This window comes from Bacillus sp. TL12 (assembly GCF_022625245.1).
Classification (GTDB): Bacteria; Bacillota; Bacilli; order Bacillales; family Bacillaceae_G; genus Bacillus_A.
The window spans coordinates 136,771-154,581 of sequence record NZ_JAJJBY010000001.1; the positions used below are offsets into that span (position 1 = coordinate 136,771).

The 17,811-nt window shown below is 35.9% G+C and carries 17 protein-coding genes and 1 tRNA gene; 3 read left to right on the forward strand and 15 right to left on the reverse strand.

Annotated features, from left to right (window positions below):
• Positions 1-63: 63 nt before the first annotated feature.
• The 12 genes from LOK41_RS00805 to LOK41_RS00860 form a co-directional block, all read right to left on the reverse strand.
• A complete protein-coding gene (locus tag LOK41_RS00805) occupies positions 64-627 on the reverse strand; it encodes a 5-formyltetrahydrofolate cyclo-ligase (RefSeq protein WP_241814781.1) in 564 nt (187 codons plus the stop codon).
• A gap of 147 nt (positions 628-774) precedes the next feature.
• Positions 775-924 (reverse strand): 50S ribosomal protein L33, encoded by a 150-nt coding sequence (gene rpmG / locus LOK41_RS00810; RefSeq protein WP_001265618.1) that lies wholly within the window; start codon positions 922-924, stop codon positions 775-777.
• Between the two features lie 70 nt (positions 925-994).
• Positions 995-3,349, reverse strand: a complete 2,355-nt coding sequence (locus tag LOK41_RS00815) for a sugar phosphate nucleotidyltransferase (RefSeq protein WP_241814782.1) — start codon at positions 3,347-3,349, stop codon at positions 995-997.
• Positions 3,350-3,663: 314 nt separating this feature from the next.
• Positions 3,664-4,320, reverse strand: coding sequence for a phosphate signaling complex protein PhoU (gene phoU, locus LOK41_RS00820; protein WP_241814783.1), 657 nt, complete (start codon positions 4,318-4,320; stop codon positions 3,664-3,666).
• A 78-nt stretch (positions 4,321-4,398) separates the two neighbouring features.
• Entirely contained in the window at positions 4,399-5,214 is an 816-nt protein-coding gene (pstB, locus tag LOK41_RS00825) for a phosphate ABC transporter ATP-binding protein (protein WP_241814784.1), read from the reverse strand.
• Between the two features lie 21 nt (positions 5,215-5,235).
• Positions 5,236-6,102 carry a phosphate ABC transporter permease PstA gene (gene pstA / locus LOK41_RS00830; protein ID WP_241814785.1) on the reverse strand — a complete coding sequence of 289 codons (867 nt, stop codon included), beginning with the start codon at positions 6,100-6,102 and terminating at the stop codon, positions 5,236-5,238.
• A 1-nt stretch (position 6,103) separates the two neighbouring features.
• Complete coding sequence (pstC, locus tag LOK41_RS00835) at positions 6,104-7,054, reverse strand: phosphate ABC transporter permease subunit PstC (protein ID WP_174098994.1); 951 nt, start codon at positions 7,052-7,054, stop codon at positions 6,104-6,106.
• A gap of 27 nt (positions 7,055-7,081) precedes the next feature.
• Positions 7,082-7,999, reverse strand: coding sequence for a PstS family phosphate ABC transporter substrate-binding protein (locus tag LOK41_RS00840; RefSeq protein WP_241814786.1), 918 nt, complete (start codon positions 7,997-7,999; stop codon positions 7,082-7,084).
• 317 nt (positions 8,000-8,316) lie between these two features.
• Positions 8,317-10,422 carry a peptidoglycan D,D-transpeptidase FtsI family protein gene (locus tag LOK41_RS00845; protein ID WP_241814787.1) on the reverse strand — a complete coding sequence of 702 codons (2,106 nt, stop codon included), beginning with the start codon at positions 10,420-10,422 and terminating at the stop codon, positions 8,317-8,319.
• A 109-nt stretch (positions 10,423-10,531) separates the two neighbouring features.
• A complete protein-coding gene (locus tag LOK41_RS00850) occupies positions 10,532-11,809 on the reverse strand; it encodes an MFS transporter (RefSeq protein WP_241814788.1) in 1,278 nt (425 codons plus the stop codon).
• Between the two features lie 136 nt (positions 11,810-11,945).
• Positions 11,946-12,557 (reverse strand): superoxide dismutase [Mn], encoded by a 612-nt coding sequence (sodA, locus tag LOK41_RS00855; protein WP_174098990.1) that lies wholly within the window; start codon positions 12,555-12,557, stop codon positions 11,946-11,948.
• 225 nt (positions 12,558-12,782) lie between these two features.
• Positions 12,783-12,856 (reverse strand) — tRNA-Ile (locus LOK41_RS00860).
• Between the two features lie 411 nt (positions 12,857-13,267).
• On the opposite strand from LOK41_RS00860, the gene LOK41_RS00865 reads away from it, so the two are divergent.
• The 3 genes from LOK41_RS00865 (at position 13,268) to ispG (ending at position 15,712) form a co-directional block, all read left to right on the forward strand.
• The gene (locus tag LOK41_RS00865) at positions 13,268-14,035 is read left to right on the forward strand and encodes a DUF1189 domain-containing protein (RefSeq protein WP_174098989.1); all 768 of its coding nucleotides are present in this window, start codon (positions 13,268-13,270) and stop codon (positions 14,033-14,035) included.
• 64 nt (positions 14,036-14,099) lie between these two features.
• Complete coding sequence (locus LOK41_RS00870; RefSeq protein WP_241814789.1) at positions 14,100-14,447, forward strand: hypothetical protein; 348 nt, start codon at positions 14,100-14,102, stop codon at positions 14,445-14,447.
• Positions 14,448-14,611: 164 nt separating this feature from the next.
• A complete protein-coding gene (gene ispG, locus LOK41_RS00875; protein ID WP_174099303.1) occupies positions 14,612-15,712 on the forward strand; it encodes a flavodoxin-dependent (E)-4-hydroxy-3-methylbut-2-enyl-diphosphate synthase in 1,101 nt (366 codons plus the stop codon).
• Between the two features lie 34 nt (positions 15,713-15,746).
• Here ispG and LOK41_RS00880 read toward each other — a convergent pair whose 3' ends face one another.
• From LOK41_RS00880 to LOK41_RS00890, 3 genes are read right to left on the reverse strand one after another with little or no spacing between them, the layout of a single operon-like run.
• On the reverse strand, positions 15,747-16,160 hold the full coding sequence (locus tag LOK41_RS00880; protein WP_241814790.1) for a Fur family transcriptional regulator: 414 nt from the start codon (positions 16,158-16,160) through the stop codon (positions 15,747-15,749).
• Between the two features lie 13 nt (positions 16,161-16,173).
• Positions 16,174-17,007, reverse strand: a complete 834-nt coding sequence (locus LOK41_RS00885) for a metal ABC transporter permease (protein WP_174098986.1) — start codon at positions 17,005-17,007, stop codon at positions 16,174-16,176.
• On the reverse strand, positions 17,007-17,777 hold the full coding sequence (locus tag LOK41_RS00890) for a metal ABC transporter ATP-binding protein (protein ID WP_241814791.1): 771 nt from the start codon (positions 17,775-17,777) through the stop codon (positions 17,007-17,009). Before LOK41_RS00890 ends, LOK41_RS00885 begins: the two co-directional genes overlap by 1 nt.
• Positions 17,778-17,811 lie beyond the last annotated feature (34 nt).

A 17,811-nucleotide genomic window follows, 5' to 3' on the forward strand; every position in this document is an offset into this window, starting at 1 on the left:
ATATTTTATTATAATCAACAAGAAAAAGTCTCGTCAATTTTTATTTGTCTATACAAGTCCATTTTAATCAATTGTTTCTTTTTCTGTAATAATTTTTTGTACGTTTTGATCAAAAGACTCTGTTGGAATATAACTAACAATTTGAAAATCAAAAGCTAATGATAGCGTTTTCCCTTCATACTGCAGCAAATAACGATCATAATAGCCACCGCCGTACCCAATCCGTTCTCCTCGTCTTGTATACGCAACTCCAGGCACAAAAAGAAGATCAATTTCATTTGCCTCTATTTCTACTGTTAACGCAGGAATGGGTTCACGCAAGCTCATATATACTGTTTCTAATTGATCGAAATTTGTAATTTGACGAAACGTCATTGTTCTTGTCTCTCTATTACACTTTGGTACAACAACCTTTTTACCTTCTCGCCATGCTTGCTCAATAATAACATATGTATTGACTTCATGTTCCATCGAAAGAGTAATCCCGATTGTTTTTGCTTCTCTCCACTCTTGTTGTTCATATAAAGAAAATACGATTTGTTCTGATAAAGTTTTGTGCTGTTCTTTCGATAAAGAATTCATTTGTTTTACTATTTTCTTACGTAAACGTACCTTCTCCTCTTTCACACGCTTTTCCCCCTATAAGATGATTCTTATGATCATAAAATGAATTACGTTCTTATGAACAGTCTATCATTTTTTACATGTAGCATCACTTTCAATAAGGAATATTACCATAGTAAAAAAAGAAACAGTAGGAAATATTCCTACTGCTTACTTTGTTTCACGGTGTAACGTAGACTTCTTGTCACGCTTGCAATACTTTTTAAGCTCAAGGCGCTCCGTGTTGTTACGTTTATTTTTCTTTGAGATATAGTTACGATCTCCGCATTCTGTACATGCTAGAGTAATATTCACACGCATTCTTATTTCCCTCCAGTCACTAATAACTTAAATCAGACTATACTATAATACCACTTTTAAAATAAAAATTCTACACCTTTTGATATTGTCTAATTTTTTCTATAAGAGTTTGCATATTTTCCTTTGCTATTACTGGGTTTCTCGCATGTGAATACACAAGAAATTTTGGATGTTTTGCATCAGAAACAATATAAGACCACTCTTTTTCTGTATATTTAAACTGGATTCCCTCTAATACTTCGACCTCCCTTTTTTCCATATCTTTCAATAACATTCCCATTACCTTCCCTTTCTCTTTCCATGAACAAACAACTTCATCACATAATAAGTAAAGAGGCGGTGATTGTTCTAACATCATCGACAAAGTGTTTCCTTGCCTAGCAGTTAGTTCGAATAATTTTCCAATTCGATATAAAGTATCTTGTTGCCATCTCATCTGAAAATCACTCTGCTCACTATACATATAAAAAAGAAGGTAGCACTCTCCTAATTTTAACGATAATGGATAAACATTTTCTGTTGTTTCAAATAATAAATCAGGCACATCGATTTCTTCATATTTTGTACTTCGGTAAATTCCACCATGAATATCATATAATTCAAATTTATTTCCGTGTTCATAGAACATAAGAGCCATATGAGCTCGACTGGATTTCATTAACAATTTAATATGCTCTTTTTGCTCATTAGCATAAACCCACGTAATCGTACAACCAAGTTTTTTCAAGAAGGATATAAGTACGGGCTGAATCATTTCATCTCTTTTATTAATGAGAAGGTGAAATGATTGCTTTCGTATCGTTTCGATATCTAAATGTGCTAAGACAGATTCAACATATTTTTCTAAACAAACATGTACCGTTTCATTTCGCCCCATGTCTTTATCATATACATAATGAAATGCTTCTGATGTATACAAATGTTCCAGTTCTTTTTGTTGTTTATACGATAGCCGTATACCACCCTTACCATATAGTTGCATGACAATTCCTTCTCCTTGTTCAAAGCGAATAAAAACGCCCCCTGCACACCCTAGTTCATGAATTGCATATTGAAAAACCGAATCATTCATTTCTTGACATTCCATCGTGTACAAGCCAACACCATGGATTGCATGTAGAAATAGCTTTTTAAAAATATCAACTTCTACACCTTCATATCCCCCAACCAATATGCGCTCCCCTTTTGAAAAAAGGGAACCATATGCCATTGCAACTTTTACAACAACTTGAGGTGTCATTTCTATATTTCCTCTACCTACTACCCTGCTTTTTTGTAACCAACCTGATGTTTTTTCATTTTCAGTAATTCCTGACGAAGCAATAATAGAATGACTATCAATCACTTTACCCGGCCATAGTTTTCCATTTTGTTGTATCACTGTGTTTTTTCCAATCTGGCAATAATCTGCTACCACACTTTTCTCATATAAAGTAACAGCATCTTTAATCATCACATTTTCTCCAACAGTCGCTTCTACTAATTCACAACATTTCCCTACATACGTATTGGCGAGAACAATACTTTTTTGAATGTGCGTATAATCTGATATAGTGCTACGCTTACCAATAATTGAATATGGCTCAATTATCGCCCCTGCTCCAATGGTCGCTCCTTCTCCAATGAAAGATGGCCCACGCATTTTTGTTCCCTTTTCAATCGTTACTCCTTCCCCCATCCAAACCATCGGTAGTACTTCCGTATATGAAATTGGTACCTGCACTTTCTTTGTAAGTAAATCAAACTGAGCCTGCCGATATTGATCTAACGTACCAATATCTAACCAGTATCCTTCCGCTTCATATCCAAAGAGCGCTTTTTTATTTTCTAACAAAGGAAATACATGCTGACTAAAATCAAAAAACTGTGCTGGTGAAATATAAGAAAAGACTTGAGGATCCATAATATAAATGCCTGTATTTACAGTATTTGAAATCACTTCATTCCAACCTGGTTTTTCCATATAACGTATAATTTCATGCTCTCTATTCATAACAACTGAACCAAATGACAGTGGGTTTTCCACTTCCTTCACAAACATCGTGACCAACCTATTCTTACACTGATGAAATTCAATTCCTTTCGATAAATTAAAATCCGTCAATGCATCCCCACTAATTACAACAAATGGCTCATCTAAAAACGCTTCTGCTTGTTTAATGCTTCCTGCCGTACCAAGCGGTGGTGAATCCTCGAAATAGTGTAATTTCACTCCCCATTTACTTCCATCACCAAAATATCGCTCGATAGCCGCACCCATATATTGAACTGTAATTGCAATCTCATAAATGCCATGCCGCTTTAGCAACTCAATATTGTATTCCATAACTGGTTTTTCAAGTAATGGTAACATTGGCTTTGGAAGATTACATGTTAATGGTCTAAGACGCCTTCCCTTTCCTCCAGCTAAAATAACCCCCTTCATATACATTCATCCTCCACTTTTATAATGTTGAACGACTTTGTATATCATATGTATGTCACTTATGTAGAAATTAACCTTTTCAATTCACTACGCCTTAATAGCAAACGCTTACTTTTTTATTTAATAACGAAAACATATATTATTAAAATTCCAGCATTCGGTATTCTTAAAAAAATAAATGACCCTTATATTGTTTTATTTTTCCATATTATGATACATCTTATCATCATAGATGAAACAAAACAACGAGGTTTTTTTGTCATGTTTTGACAAAAAAAGCAAGTGATATTGCATCACTTGCTCACATTTTCTTCTTATTCATTTAACAAATAATGTTTCCCTTTCACTAAATAAAAAACATTCTCGGCAATATTCGTAATGTGATCTGCTACACGTTCAATGTATCGTGCAATAAAAGATAATTGTGTAATTTGCGTAATCGCTTCAGGATGCTCAGGGATAGATGAAATAAACTCACGAATCGCTCTCCCGTATATTTCATCAACAGAATCATCCATCTCTGCAATTTGTTTTGCAGAGGTTAAATTTTCTTCTTGATATGCTTCTAACGATAACTTTAACATATTCGTAGCAATCGTAAACATTTGCTCTAAACTCTTTAAGTTGACAGATACATCTTTTTCTCCAAGCCGAATTGTTGATTTCGCAATATTTACAGCATGATCTGCAATACGCTCTAAATCTGTTGCCGTTTTAATCGAAACAAAAATTCTTCGTAAATCACTCGCAACTGGTTGCTGCTTTGTAATTAACATAAGTGCAAGGTCATTAATTTCTTCTTCTAAATTATCCATACGGTAATCACCATCAATGACTTCTAACGCTGTCTCTACATCTCTCTTCCGAAGTCCTTCCATAGAACGAGAAAGGGCTTCTCCTGCCAATTCTCCAAGTTCAATCACCTTTTGCTGTAATGTTTGTAAGTCATAATGAAATTGCCCCCTTACCACGTTGTTTCCCCCTTTAACTGTTGCGTATATATAAAGTAATAAAAGCCCCTTGCAAGAGGGGCTTTACTCCCAAAAATATTAACCAAATCGTCCTGTAATATAATCTTCTGTTCGTTTATCTGTAGGAGTCGTAAATAATTTATTTGTATCTGTATATTCAACAACCTCACCGCTTAGGAAGAAAGCTGTCTTATCAGAGATACGTGCAGCTTGTTGCATATTATGCGTTACAATGACAATACTAAAATCTTTCTTTAACTCTTGAATTAATTCTTCAACTTTTAATGTAGAAATCGGATCCAATGCTGATGTTGGTTCATCCATTAAGATGACATCCGGCTCAATCGCTAAACAACGAGCAATACATAAACGCTGTTGTTGTCCACCCGACAAACCATATGCATTATCGTGCAATCTATCTTTTAATTCATCCCAAATCGCCGCACCACGCAAACTTTTTTCAACAATTGCATCAAGTGTTTTCTTATCACGAATACCATGGATTTTTGGACCATAAGCCACATTTTCATAGATAGATTTCGGAAATGGATTCGGCTTTTGGAATACCATTCCAACATGTGTACGTAATTCTTCAACAGGATATGACTTATCAAAAATATTTCGATCACGATATTCAATTACTCCCGTCGTACGAACGATCGGTACTAGCTCTACCATACGGTTTAACGTTTTTAAATATGTTGATTTCCCGCAACCACTCGGTCCAATGATTGCCGTTACCTCATTCTCATGAATACTTAAATTCACGTCTTTTAATGCATGATCTTCTCCATACCATAAGTTTAAATTTTTTGTATCGAATACACCCTTCTTCGTTGCTGACTCAATTTTTGTTTCATTTTTCACCTGTACATTTACTACTGTTGCTACCATCTTGAATTCCCCTTTCATCCACTACTTACGATTTCGTAACCATAAGACAACCGCATTCATAATAAGCAACAATCCTAGTAAAACAATCATACCGGCTGCTGCCACATGTTGAAATTCCTCTTGCGGTCTACTCATCCAATTAAAAATTTGAATTGGTAAAACTGTAAATCTATCAAACATGTTAAATGGGATATAATTAGCAAAAGCGAGCGCACCAATGACTAATAGTGGTGCTGCTTCTCCAATTGCCCTCGATAACGCCAAAACACATCCCGTTAAAATTCCTGGCAAGGCAGTTGGCAATACAATCTGATACATCGTTTGCCATTTGGTAGCACCAACGCCATACGAGGCTTCTAGCAGAGAACTCGGTACCATACGAATCGCTTCTTGACTCGAAACAACAACAGTTGGTAATACAAGAAGACTCATTGTAAATGCTGCTGTTACGATACTCTCCCCTAACTGAAGACCATATACAAAGATGGTTAAACCAAGCAATCCAAACACAACAGATGGCACACCCGCTAATGTTTGAATATTTAATTCTATGATCCTTGTGAATACAGAGTGCTTTGCATAATTTTCTAAATAAAGAGCTGTACCTACCCCAAATACAAAGGAAACTGGCACTACTATGCTCATAAATAAAATTGTTCCTGACAATGCAGCGGCAATACCAGCTTGCATTGGATTACGCGAAGCAAAGTTCATAAAAAAATCTATTGAAAGATAACTTACACCTTTTTCAAATATTTGATAAAGCAATACAATTAGTATGCAAATAGAAAATAGCATTGTCATATAAGAAATCGACTTATATATTTGATCCTTCCAAAAACGAGATGCCATATTTTCTTTTATTTTCTTATGATTCAGCATTCGCATCTTATATCGCCTTTCTAAAACGGCGCATAATCTGCTGTGAAATCATATTCATCATGAATGTAAACATAAGTAACGTCGCACCTACAGCATACATGCTATAGTACGTAATCGTTCCATGAGGAGCATCACCTAAACTTACTTGCACAATATAAGCCGTTAACGTTTGAATAGAGTGCGTCGGATCTATCGATACATTTGGCGTTGAACCTCCAGCAATAACCACAATCATTGTTTCACCAATTGCACGTGAAGCCGCTAATAGAATTGCAGCCATAATACCGGTAAACGCAGCTGGAAATACAACCTTTCGCACAGTTTCAAAACGTGTGGCCCCTAGCCCAAGTGAGGCTTCTTTTATTCCTTTAGACACAGCTCCCATCGCATCTTCAGAAAGAGAAGCAATTGTTGGGACCATCATAATCCCTATAACAACCCCTGGACTAATCGCATTAAAAAACTGTAAATCTGGAATGATACGCTGCAGGGCTGGTGTGACAATTGTTAAAGCAAAAAAACCATATACAATTGTAGGAATTCCTGCTAGTAGTTCTAAAATGGGCTTTAACACTTTTCTAACAAAGTGTGAAGCATATTCATTTAAAAATATGGCACATCCTATTCCAATTGGAATTGCCACTATCATAGCAATTGTTGTTACAAGTACGGTCCCACATATGAGAGGAAGTATTCCAAACTTCGGCTCTTCAAAAAATGGTAGCCATTCTTTTTCAGTGAAAAAAGAATATATTGATATTTCATGAAAAAACATAATCGTTTCATTCGCTAACGTAACAATAATTCCGATTGTTGTTATAATCGATACGCTAGCAATTGCCTTTAATAGTAACGGAACCATTCGATTGATTCGCTGCGTTTTTTTTCTTTTGATTGTATTTCTTTCAATCAAATGTTGCACAGAAAATGTAATTTGACTTTTGTCATTTCGAGCCAAAGATGAAAACCCCTTTCCACCCTGACATTATCTTTTTATTTCTGTTAACATTCGCAGCTGTTCATTATATTTTTGTGGGGGTAACTTAACATATCCGACTTCTTCAGCAAGTCTGCCCGCATGTTGCATCATAAATGTCACATACTCTGCCACACTGCTTTTATTTCGAATAGAATCATGATTTACATAAGCAAATAATGATCTTGACAATGGCTTATAGGCACCTGATTGAATGGTTTCTTTCGTTGGTCGTACACCATTTACTTTTATGGCCTTTACCTTATCCTGATTTGCCATATAATACGCATATCCCACAAATGCAATTGCATTTTTATCATTCATTACCCCTTGCACAATGACTTGATCGTCCTCAGATAAAGAAACTGTTTTTGCAAGACGATTGTTTTGCAAGATAGCACTTTGAAAATAATCATATGTGCCAGAATCCACACCCGGCGCATAAAATTGTACTTTTTCGCGTGGCCACCCTGGATGAATATGTGACCATCTTTTCGTTTTTCCATTTTCACTCCATAATAGACGTAATTCCTCTGTCGTCATATTATCTGCCCATGTATTTTGACGATTCACAATGATTGTGAGACCATCATAAGCAATTTCAAATGGTGTAAACTGGATGGAGTTTTTTCTCATAAAGTCTTCTTCTACTTGTTTCACCTTTCGTGAAGCATTATTAATGTCTACTTCACCTTTTCCAAAACGGTGAAATCCTCCCCCTGTCCCAGATATACTAATAGAAATTTTTACACGCGGATCTTTTTTTGTGTACTCTTCCGCTATCGCTTCCATAATGGGAAAGACGGTTGAGGATCCATCAACTCTCACTTCCCTCACATCATTAGCAGCAGATGTAGTAGACGCATACGAAAACGCAAGGCATATCGATATTGCGAAAATCTTGATACATTTCCTTGTCCACTTCACGTGTAGTTCCTCCTAGAAGTATCCCGAAGTAACAGGATTACAGATATAAGAATACTGCCGAACTATTAATCCGGTTTTAATAATTTGTAAAAGTTTTGTAAAGTTCAACTTAACATGAAGGAATACGATGCTCTTTTCTCATTTTCACTTCTCTTCTCAAAAGTAAATATATGACCGGTCAGACTATGAGAGTGTTCATTTTTTCAGCATTTCATTTTTCGCATATGATACGCTTGTCCACAATTACTATACTCTATGCATAAAATACAAAAAAAGCACACTATCTTTTGAGATAGTGTGCCAAATTTACATATTTTTTATTCTTCTTTTTTACCTTTTTCGTCCTTAGGTGCTTCCCCTGTAATTTCTTGTTTCTTCAGTTCAAAGTAAGCATCCGTAATGGCACGACCGATATCTCCGTTAACTCCAGACTTATCGTTGTGTACCCATGGAACAACAACAGAGAATGCAACTTCAGGGTTATCAAGCGGTGCATAACCTACTAATGTTAAGTTATAAGTTGGTACAGGCTCGCCTTTTGCATTTCTTCCGATGTCTTTATTACCGCCATAAAATGTTTGCGCTGTCCCTGTCTTTCCAGCAGCTTTATATGGTGCGTTACTAAAGTATTTTGCTCCTGTACCACCTGACTCATTAAATACTTGTCTAAATCCTTCTTGAACACGTTTGATTTGATCTTCAGGCATATCAACACGATTTAACACTTTCGGTTCCATCGATTGAATCACTTTTCCAACTTCATCTGGTTTAGATGTCGGTTGACGAATTTCTTTTACAATTTGTGGTTGCATACGATAGCCACCATTTGCAATTGTTGAAACATATTGTGCAAGTTGAAGCGGTGTATACGTATCATATTGTCCAATCGATAAGTCTAATAAGAAACCTGGTTGGGATCCTAATCCCCTCTGACCGGATATTTCATTTGGTAAATCAATTCCTGTTTTCACTCCAAGTCCAAACTGTCCAAAATAATAACGCATCTCATCGAATGCTTTTTTCTTAATATCTAATGTACCACCTCGAACATATGGTACTCCAGCAATATTCATAGCTGTTTTAAACATGTATACGTTAGAAGACATTTTTAAGGCAGTGAGGTCATTAATATAACCCATCGTTTTCCAAGAAGCTTTTACTGGTGTACCTTTCAATTTAATCGGCTCATCCAATAATGTTGTCCCAGGCTGAATTGCGCCTGTTTGATATCCCGTTAGTATCGTAGCACCTTTCACGGTTGAACCCATCGGATATGCACTTGTCATCGTTCCTAGTGCGTAGTCTTTTATCTCTTTCGTTCCATTTTCCTCTACGATTTGTTTCCCAGCCATAGATAAAACTTCACCATTTTTCGGATTCATCATCACAACAAATGCTCTATCTAAAAGTGGCTCTGATCCTGCATATTGTTTTAAACTCTTTGTAAGAATTTCTTCTACACGTTTTTGCAGTTCCATATCAATTGTTAAATTCAGGTCGTTGCCTCGTTGCCCTTTGGATACATTTATCGTTTCTAAAATATTTCCGTCTTTATCTGTAATATTTCTCACTTCTGCTTTTGTACCGTGAAGTGTATCCTCATATTGCTGTTCAATATAACTTTTACCAACGCGGTCGTTACGATTATAATCTCGAACAAGGAAATAATCTAATCGTTCCCTTGGTAACCCTTCATCTGAGCTTGTCACACCACCAAGTACACTGCGGAACATATCATCATAAGTGTATTTACGATCCCAATCAACTGTCGTATCGATACCTGGTAACAACGCTAAGTTTTCACTAATGATTGCATATTCTTCTGGTGTTACATCTTTTTTTATGATTTGCGGCGTCATTGCATATCCGCCGTCCATCTTACTCTTAATTGCAAGTATTTCTAAATCTTCCGCTGTTAATTGATTGATTTCCGCCTCTGTCACACGATTACGCTGACGCTCTGCAATTTCTTTATCATCAATTTTCTTTGCTTTAAATTCTGCTTGGTCTTTCTTTGTAATCTTTTCTTTCGCTTCCTCTTCATGTAACGAAAGCCAATAATCTTTTTTATCACGTTCTGTTAATTTATCTGGCGATACTTCAATTAGCTTTGCCAATTTTTTCGCCGTCTCTAAACGTTCTTCTGAAGTTGAACCCTTCATTCTTGTAAACGTAATTGTACGAACCGGGTTATTATCCACAACAGCTCGACCATATCTGTCAAAAATTTTCCCGCGTGGAACCGGATTGCTTACTGTTGAGTTTTCCTTTTTTTCAACCTCATTTTTATAATCTTCACCATGTACAATTTGTACCATTCCAAGCTTCACAATGATTGCTGAAAACATTAAAAACACACAAAAAAACAACACGTTAAGCCGGAACGGAACGTGGGTCTTCTTTTTTTTCTTCTTTTTACTCATACGAACCCCCTCTACCAACAGCTATGTAATAGGAAAGGGACACCTAGTTACAGGTGTCCTCACTGCTGTTTTACATGTCTTTTTATTCTAGCATAAAACCCGGAAGAAGTTAACCTTCTCGTTCGGTATGATTTTGTGTTGTTTCAGGTGCTGGAATCCTTGTTTTATTTGGATTCCCTTCTCCATATTTGACATTTCTAACAGCAAAATAAATAAGTAAATGTCCAGCTCCAAGAATACATAATAAAACAGGTAAGCTTTTTTCTGGTGGAAAAAATGATACTGCACATAAGAAACTTAAAACAGAACATATTCTCCCGCTGTTCAGCCATAGCTCTCGTACAACAATATACTCAACACGCCACTCTCTGGCTTGCTTTGCTCTTCCAATTACATCATATGTCATAGAACCATATGGAACGAGTAAAATTGGGTAAGCAATAGCGATACATGCTGCATAAATGAGTAATTTTACATATGTAACGTGAAAAATAACTAAAAATACGACGACATACAAAATAATCCCACCAAGTAAAATCGCTTTTTTTCTCCATTCCTTTCTTAATATACGCGCAACCAAATAGTAGCATATAAAAGATACAGCTGAATTGACTAAACTATATTTCCCTAGCCCAAATTCACTTCCTGATGCTAAATAGACGTATACAGAAATAACAAAAACAAACGTTCCTTCTCTCAATCCTTGAAAAAAATGTGCGCGTGTAATCCTTCCCCAGTTTTTATCGATCTTACGTTCTTTCAAAACTTGAACAATTTCATAGCGTCCTTCACATTCTCTTTTCGATAAAAAGAAACTTATGACAACAGCAATTGCAAATAAAGTTAATGAAAGAAAAAAGATAATCGTATACCCAGTCCACTTCTCCATACGCGAAATCGTATACCCAGCTGCTATTGGCCCAATCATTCCAGAGAAAGATGTTAACAAACCGAGAAAACCGTTAAAAAAGTCACGTGTTTCAGGCTCTGTAATTTCAAACGTCAACAAATTAAATGCCAGCCAATAAAAACCATATCCAATTCCTAGAAGACCACCAAGTAATAGAATATAATGTGAAGCACGTGTTCCTGCGAGTAAAACAACAACAAAAAAAGTCGCTAATGTTCCTACACCAATTCGCAGTAAAATAGCACGATCTATCCGCTTTGCCAATTTCCCTGCAAAAAGAAATGTTAATGGCTGCAATACAACGCTTGCTAAATTATACACTCCAAGGTTCACATAATTTTGTGTTTGTTTCCATAAATAAATGTTAACAAACGTGTTGGATAAAGAAATCGCGAGCGTATATAATCCCCCCATAACAAGTAACAATACTAAATCACGATTCACCTCGACATCGCCAATTACATGTTTCCACTTCATACATAACTCTCCTTTACTTCATGTTCTAGTCTTCCAAAGACCGACGCAATTATGTAAAAGAAAGCATACAAAAAAGCTAGGAGAATATTCCCCTAGCTTCTTCAATATCGACTTAAATAAAACGGAATAAGCGATATTACTTAGCTTCTTGGTAACGTTTTTCAGCCGCGTTCCAGTCTACAACGTTCCAGAATGCACCGATGTAGTCAGGACGACGGTTTTGGTAATGCAAGTAGTACGCATGTTCCCAAACGTCTAAACCGATAACTGGAGTTTTACCTTCTGTTAAAGGAGAATCCTGGTTTGGAGTGCTTGTTACTTCTAGCTCACCATTGTTTACTACTAACCAAGCCCAACCAGAACCGAAGCGAGTTGCACCAGCTTTTGCGAACTCTTCTTTGAATGCATCAAAGCTACCGAATTTCGCTTCAATTGCAGCTGCAAGTTCACCTACTGGTTGTCCACCACCATTTGGAGATAGAATTGTCCAGAAGAAAGTGTGGTTCACATGTCCGCCACCATTGTTACGTACTGCAGTACGAATTGCTTCTGGTACTTCATTTAAGTTTGCAACTAATTCTTCAACACTTTTGTCAGCTAGTTCTGCATGACCTTCTAACGCAGCATTTAAGTTTGTTACGTAAGTGTTGTGGTGTTTTGTATGATGGATGTTCATTGTTTCTTTATCAAAATGAGGTTCTAAAGCATCATACGCATAAGGTAAATTTGGTAATTCATGTTTTGCCATTGTTACATTCCTCCCATTTTATGTATTGCCAAAATAATTTAGCATACAACTTCATTTTACCCTAATTGCCATAGGGTGAAAACAAATTAAATCACATTGTCTTGCTATCACTAACGTAGCAAAATTCCCATTTCTTTTCAAACAAAATGCTCATATATTTCGTAAAAAAAAGCTCCCTTCTACAAGGAAGCTTTTCGTCTACATGATAAACATATGAAATGGATATGGACCCTGTAGGACTCGAACCTACGACCGGACGGTTATGAGCCGTCTGCTCTAACCAGCTGAGCTAAGGGTCCAAAATTATGTATATAGCGGTGATTAAAATTCAGATTCACCACCAAATCTCCAAAGAACATTCATAAAAGCTGAAAACTGTAAGATATATCAATTAAGAAATGTAAGATAAATTTACCATATAAAAAAGAAAAGTGTCAATTATATTTTTACCTTTCTGCTACGCAGAACAAAAAATAGCCTACACTCATTTCCTCCCTTTGTTTTCATTTCGCACAGGGCAGGAAAAAGATTTAATCGCTTCAGACGGATGCTCTCCCCACCTAAATTTATAAGTAATAAATCCTCTATACAGTCCAACTACCAGAACATTAACCTTATTTCATACGATATAGCTTGTGATTCACTAGATGCGTACGTTACAATGACTTTATGCATCAATCTATCATACATATAGCAAAGGAAGTGAATAGATGTCCATCTTTACACAACTAATAAAAAGTTTATATTCGCCAAAGGATATGGCCCTTTTTCGTTTTCAAAAAATGGGAAAAACAATTCTATACGTCATGTTATTGTGTTTCATCGCAACGATCCCTAAAACTTTCATATTCGGAAACTTCGTACAAGATGTTGTTTCTTCTGTACATCAATCCATTGAAAAAGATCTCCCCGATTTTAAAATTGAGAATGGTGAACTTCACGCTGACGTCAAAGAACCTATTATAAAAGAAGATGGAAATTTTGTTTTTGTATTTGATCCTAATGCAACAGATACGAATGCGTATGCAAATAAACAAGGTGTATTCGTTTTAAAAGATAAAGTTGTATCTATGAATAACAATCAAACACAAAGTCAATCTTACAGCGACTTCGGTAATGGGACATTTGAGAAAAAGGATATCCAAGGCATTGTATCAGCCATTGATAATGTCTATCCATTTCTCATGTTTGGTGTTGGAATAGCCATCTACCTGTTCCAATTATTCATTTCGTTCTTAGGCACAACTATTTTAGCCTTTATCGGTTCAGCAATGGTTGGTCAGCGAAAAGTATCTTACAAACAAGTTTGGACATTAACAGCTTACAGCTATACGATTCCAACTATTTTCTTTATGATTATGAATGCATTAAACATAAATGTGCCAGGAACATTCTATCTGTACACTGCCATCATTTTAATCGTGCTGTATTTAACAATTAAAGAAATACCAAAACCTAAAGAAAAACACGAACTATAAAAAATGCCATTTTGGCATTTTTTTTTTGGACAAGCATATATTTCCTAACAAAGGAGTGAGGAATATGAAGAGACTTGGTGCACTCTTACTTGTGCTTGTTCTCGGTTACGTGTTTTATTACGATATTAAAATTGGTACTTTACCAATGTTAAGTTCATACAAAAAAACAACAGCTGCCCAAACTGTAAAAAAAGAAAATGTTGATACAAAAGCAAAAAAAGAAACAGATGTACAGTATAAAGCAATTGAAGTAAAAACAGGAGATACCGTTTTATCGATTACAGAAGCGATTAATAAGAAAAAAATTCCTTCTATTGAAAAGGTCATCGGTGATTTTAAACAGTTAAATAAAGATACGTCTGCAACAAAAATACAGATCGGAAAATCTTACAAATTTCCGTTATATCAATGAGCAATCACTTAATCCTTGTCAATTACATAAAGGCGCTGATACAATAGTAAAAGTGAAACCGAGCATATAGGTTTCTATTGCTTCATATCACATATACTATATTTGATATGAAACACAAAATAAGAAACTTCTTTTATAAGGAGAGCGATCTATTCGTGAATGAAATGACTCATCGTACAAAAACACGTCCTGTTAAAGTCGGTAATTTAACAATTGGCGGTAATAATGAATTAATTATACAAAGTATGACAACTACAAAAACACATGATGTGGAAGCAACTGTTGCTGAAATCAAACGTTTAGAAGAAGCGGGTTGTCAAATCGTCCGCGTTGCTGTTCCAGACGAACGTGCAGCAAACGCAATTGCTGATATTAAAAAACAAATTAACATCCCACTTGTTGCTGATATTCACTTCGATTATCGCCTTGCATTAAAAGCAATTGAAGGTGGCATTGATAAAGTACGTATCAACCCAGGCAACATCGGGCGTCGTCATAAAGTAGAAGCTGTTGTAAACGCTGCGAAAGAACGCGGTATTCCAATTCGTATTGGTGTAAATGCTGGTTCATTAGAACGTCATATTTTAGAAAAGTATGGATACCCTACTGCAGATGGTATGGTTGAAAGTGCTCTTCATCATATTAAAATTTTAGAGGACTTAGATTTCCATGATATTATCGTATCAATGAAAGCCTCTGATGTTAATTTAGCAATTGAAGCATATGAAAAAGCAGCTCGTGCTTTTAATTATCCACTGCACTTAGGTATCACAGAATCCGGAACACTATTCGCCGGAACAGTAAAAAGTGCTGCCGGTCTTGGTGCTATTTTAAGTAAAGGTATCGGAAATACACTTCGTATTTCATTAAGTGCTGATCCAGTTGAGGAAGTAAAAGTGGCTCGTGAATTGTTAAAATCATTCGGTCTTGCATCGAACGCTGCAACACTTATTTCTTGTCCAACATGCGGTCGTATTGAAATTGACCTTATCAGTATTGCAAATGAAGTAGAAGAATATATCTCTACGCTGAAAGTACCAATCAAAGTTGCCGTACTTGGCTGCGCTGTAAACGGTCCTGGTGAAGCTCGTGAAGCCGATATCGGTATTGCTGGTGCACGCGGAGAAGGTTTATTATTCCGTAAAGGAAAAGTCGTTCGTAAAGTACCGGAAGAAACAATGGTAGAAGAACTGAAAAAAGAAATTGATGTAATTGCTGCTGAAATGGCTGCAAATCAAGAAAAAGAAAAACAAGAGCAAAAATAATAAAAAGCTCGTCAGTTTCATAACTGGCGAGCTTTTACTTTACACATTTTGGGCAACGCCCATATATTTCAAACTTATGTCCTGTTACTTCATATCCCTTAAAATCTTTATTCATAAAATCCATTGGACAGGAAGTAATTTCTTTTGTACCACCACAATCCAAACAAATAAAGTGATGATGATGTTCCATAATAGAGCATGTAAAACGAAAATGCTTTTCTCCATTTAATTCAGTTTGCTCCAAAACACCAATTTCAGCAAATACGGTTAAATTACGATAGATGGTATCAAAACTTAATCCTGGATAATCATCCTTCATATGCTCTAAAACATCTTTTGCAGTTAAATATCGATTATGGGCTGCAAATAAACGTAACATTTCTTCCCTTTTTCCAGTGTGTTTATAGCCTTTTTCTTTCATAAGGCGTAAAGCTTCTGTCAGATTCATAACTATCCCTACTTTATGCAGTTTTTTTCTTCTTCCATAAGATTGCACCGATTAAAATAAGAACCGCTAGCATAACAATTGTACCACCTGGAGCTAAATCAAGCTGATAAGAAGCGAACAGCCCACCTATCACGGAAATTTCACCAAATAAAATGGAAAAGAAAATCGTTTGTTTAAATCCTTTTGCAATGCGGATACTTGCTGCAACTGGTAATGTCATTAAAGATGACACGAGAAGAACCCCAACAACACGCATAGATATCGCAATGACAAGCGCCACTAAAATAATGAAAATAAAGTGAATCCATTTTGTACGAAGCCCTGTTGATACAGCATATTCTTCGTCAAATGATAATAAAAATAACTCTTTATATAATAAAATAATTGTTGCAATAACGACGATTGCTACAATACCAATAAGAATTAAATCCGTACTCGTTACAGCGCTCACGCTACCAAATAAATAACTAAATAAATCCGTATTAAATCCATTAGCAAGCGAAATGAAGATAACCCCTATTCCCATTCCTGCTGAGAGAATAATCGGAATCGCCAACTCTTGGTAATGTTTATATACAGTACGCAACTTTTCAATCAATAGCGCCCCGCCCATTGAAAAAATCATCCCCATATATAACGGATTTAAAAATCCACCAGTAAAAATCGTTTTTTCAAGTAACAAACTTGCGGCAATTCCTGATAATGTCACATGGCTTAAAGCATCTGCAATTAGTGACAAACGGCGAATAACAACAAACACACCGATTAACGGCGCAACAAGCCCTATTAAAATACCAGCGTATAAAGAATTACGCAAAAAGTCATATTGTAAAAAATCCTGTATCATTATATCCTCCCGTGATGCTCATGGTCATGCTCTAAACGATGAACATGATGTCCATATAAAATCGACATTTCCGCATCTTCTAACTCTCGGAATTTCTCAACATTTCCATGGAAATGTAAATGCTGATTTAAACATGCAACATGCGTCACCTTCTCTGTTACAGCTCCCATATCATGTGTAACCAAAATCAATGTGATCCCTAGTTTTTTATTTAAATCTTCTAGTATCTCATAAAAGCTCTCCACACTCTTTACATCAATCCCAACTGTAGGCTCGTCCAAAATCAATAATTCCGGGTTACTTACAAGTGCACGTGCAATAAATACACGTTGCTGTTGTCCACCGGAAAGCTCTCCTATATTACGATTTTGAAATTCGCTCATTCCTACATCTGCAATTGCCTTTGTAACCTTTTCTTTATCCTCTTTCTTCAAGAAACGAAATAGGCCCTTTTTTGAAACAAGTCCCATTGAAACAACTTCAAAGACAGTCGCTGGAAAACCAGAATTAAAACTGTTAGCCTTTTGTGAAACATAACCAATTTTATTCCACTCTTTAAATTTCTTACTATCAATATCAAATAACCGAATACTTCCTTTCTTCGGCTTCAAAACACCTAATATACACTTTAATAAGGTCGATTTACCAGACCCATTTGGCCCAACCAAACCTAAAAAAGCCCCCTTAGGAACTTGCAAATTAATATTTTCTAACACATTTCGATCTTCATACCGAAATGTCAATCCTTCTATTTCTAACATATTTTTCATAGTATCTCACCTATTTTAATTCAGAATGATTCCG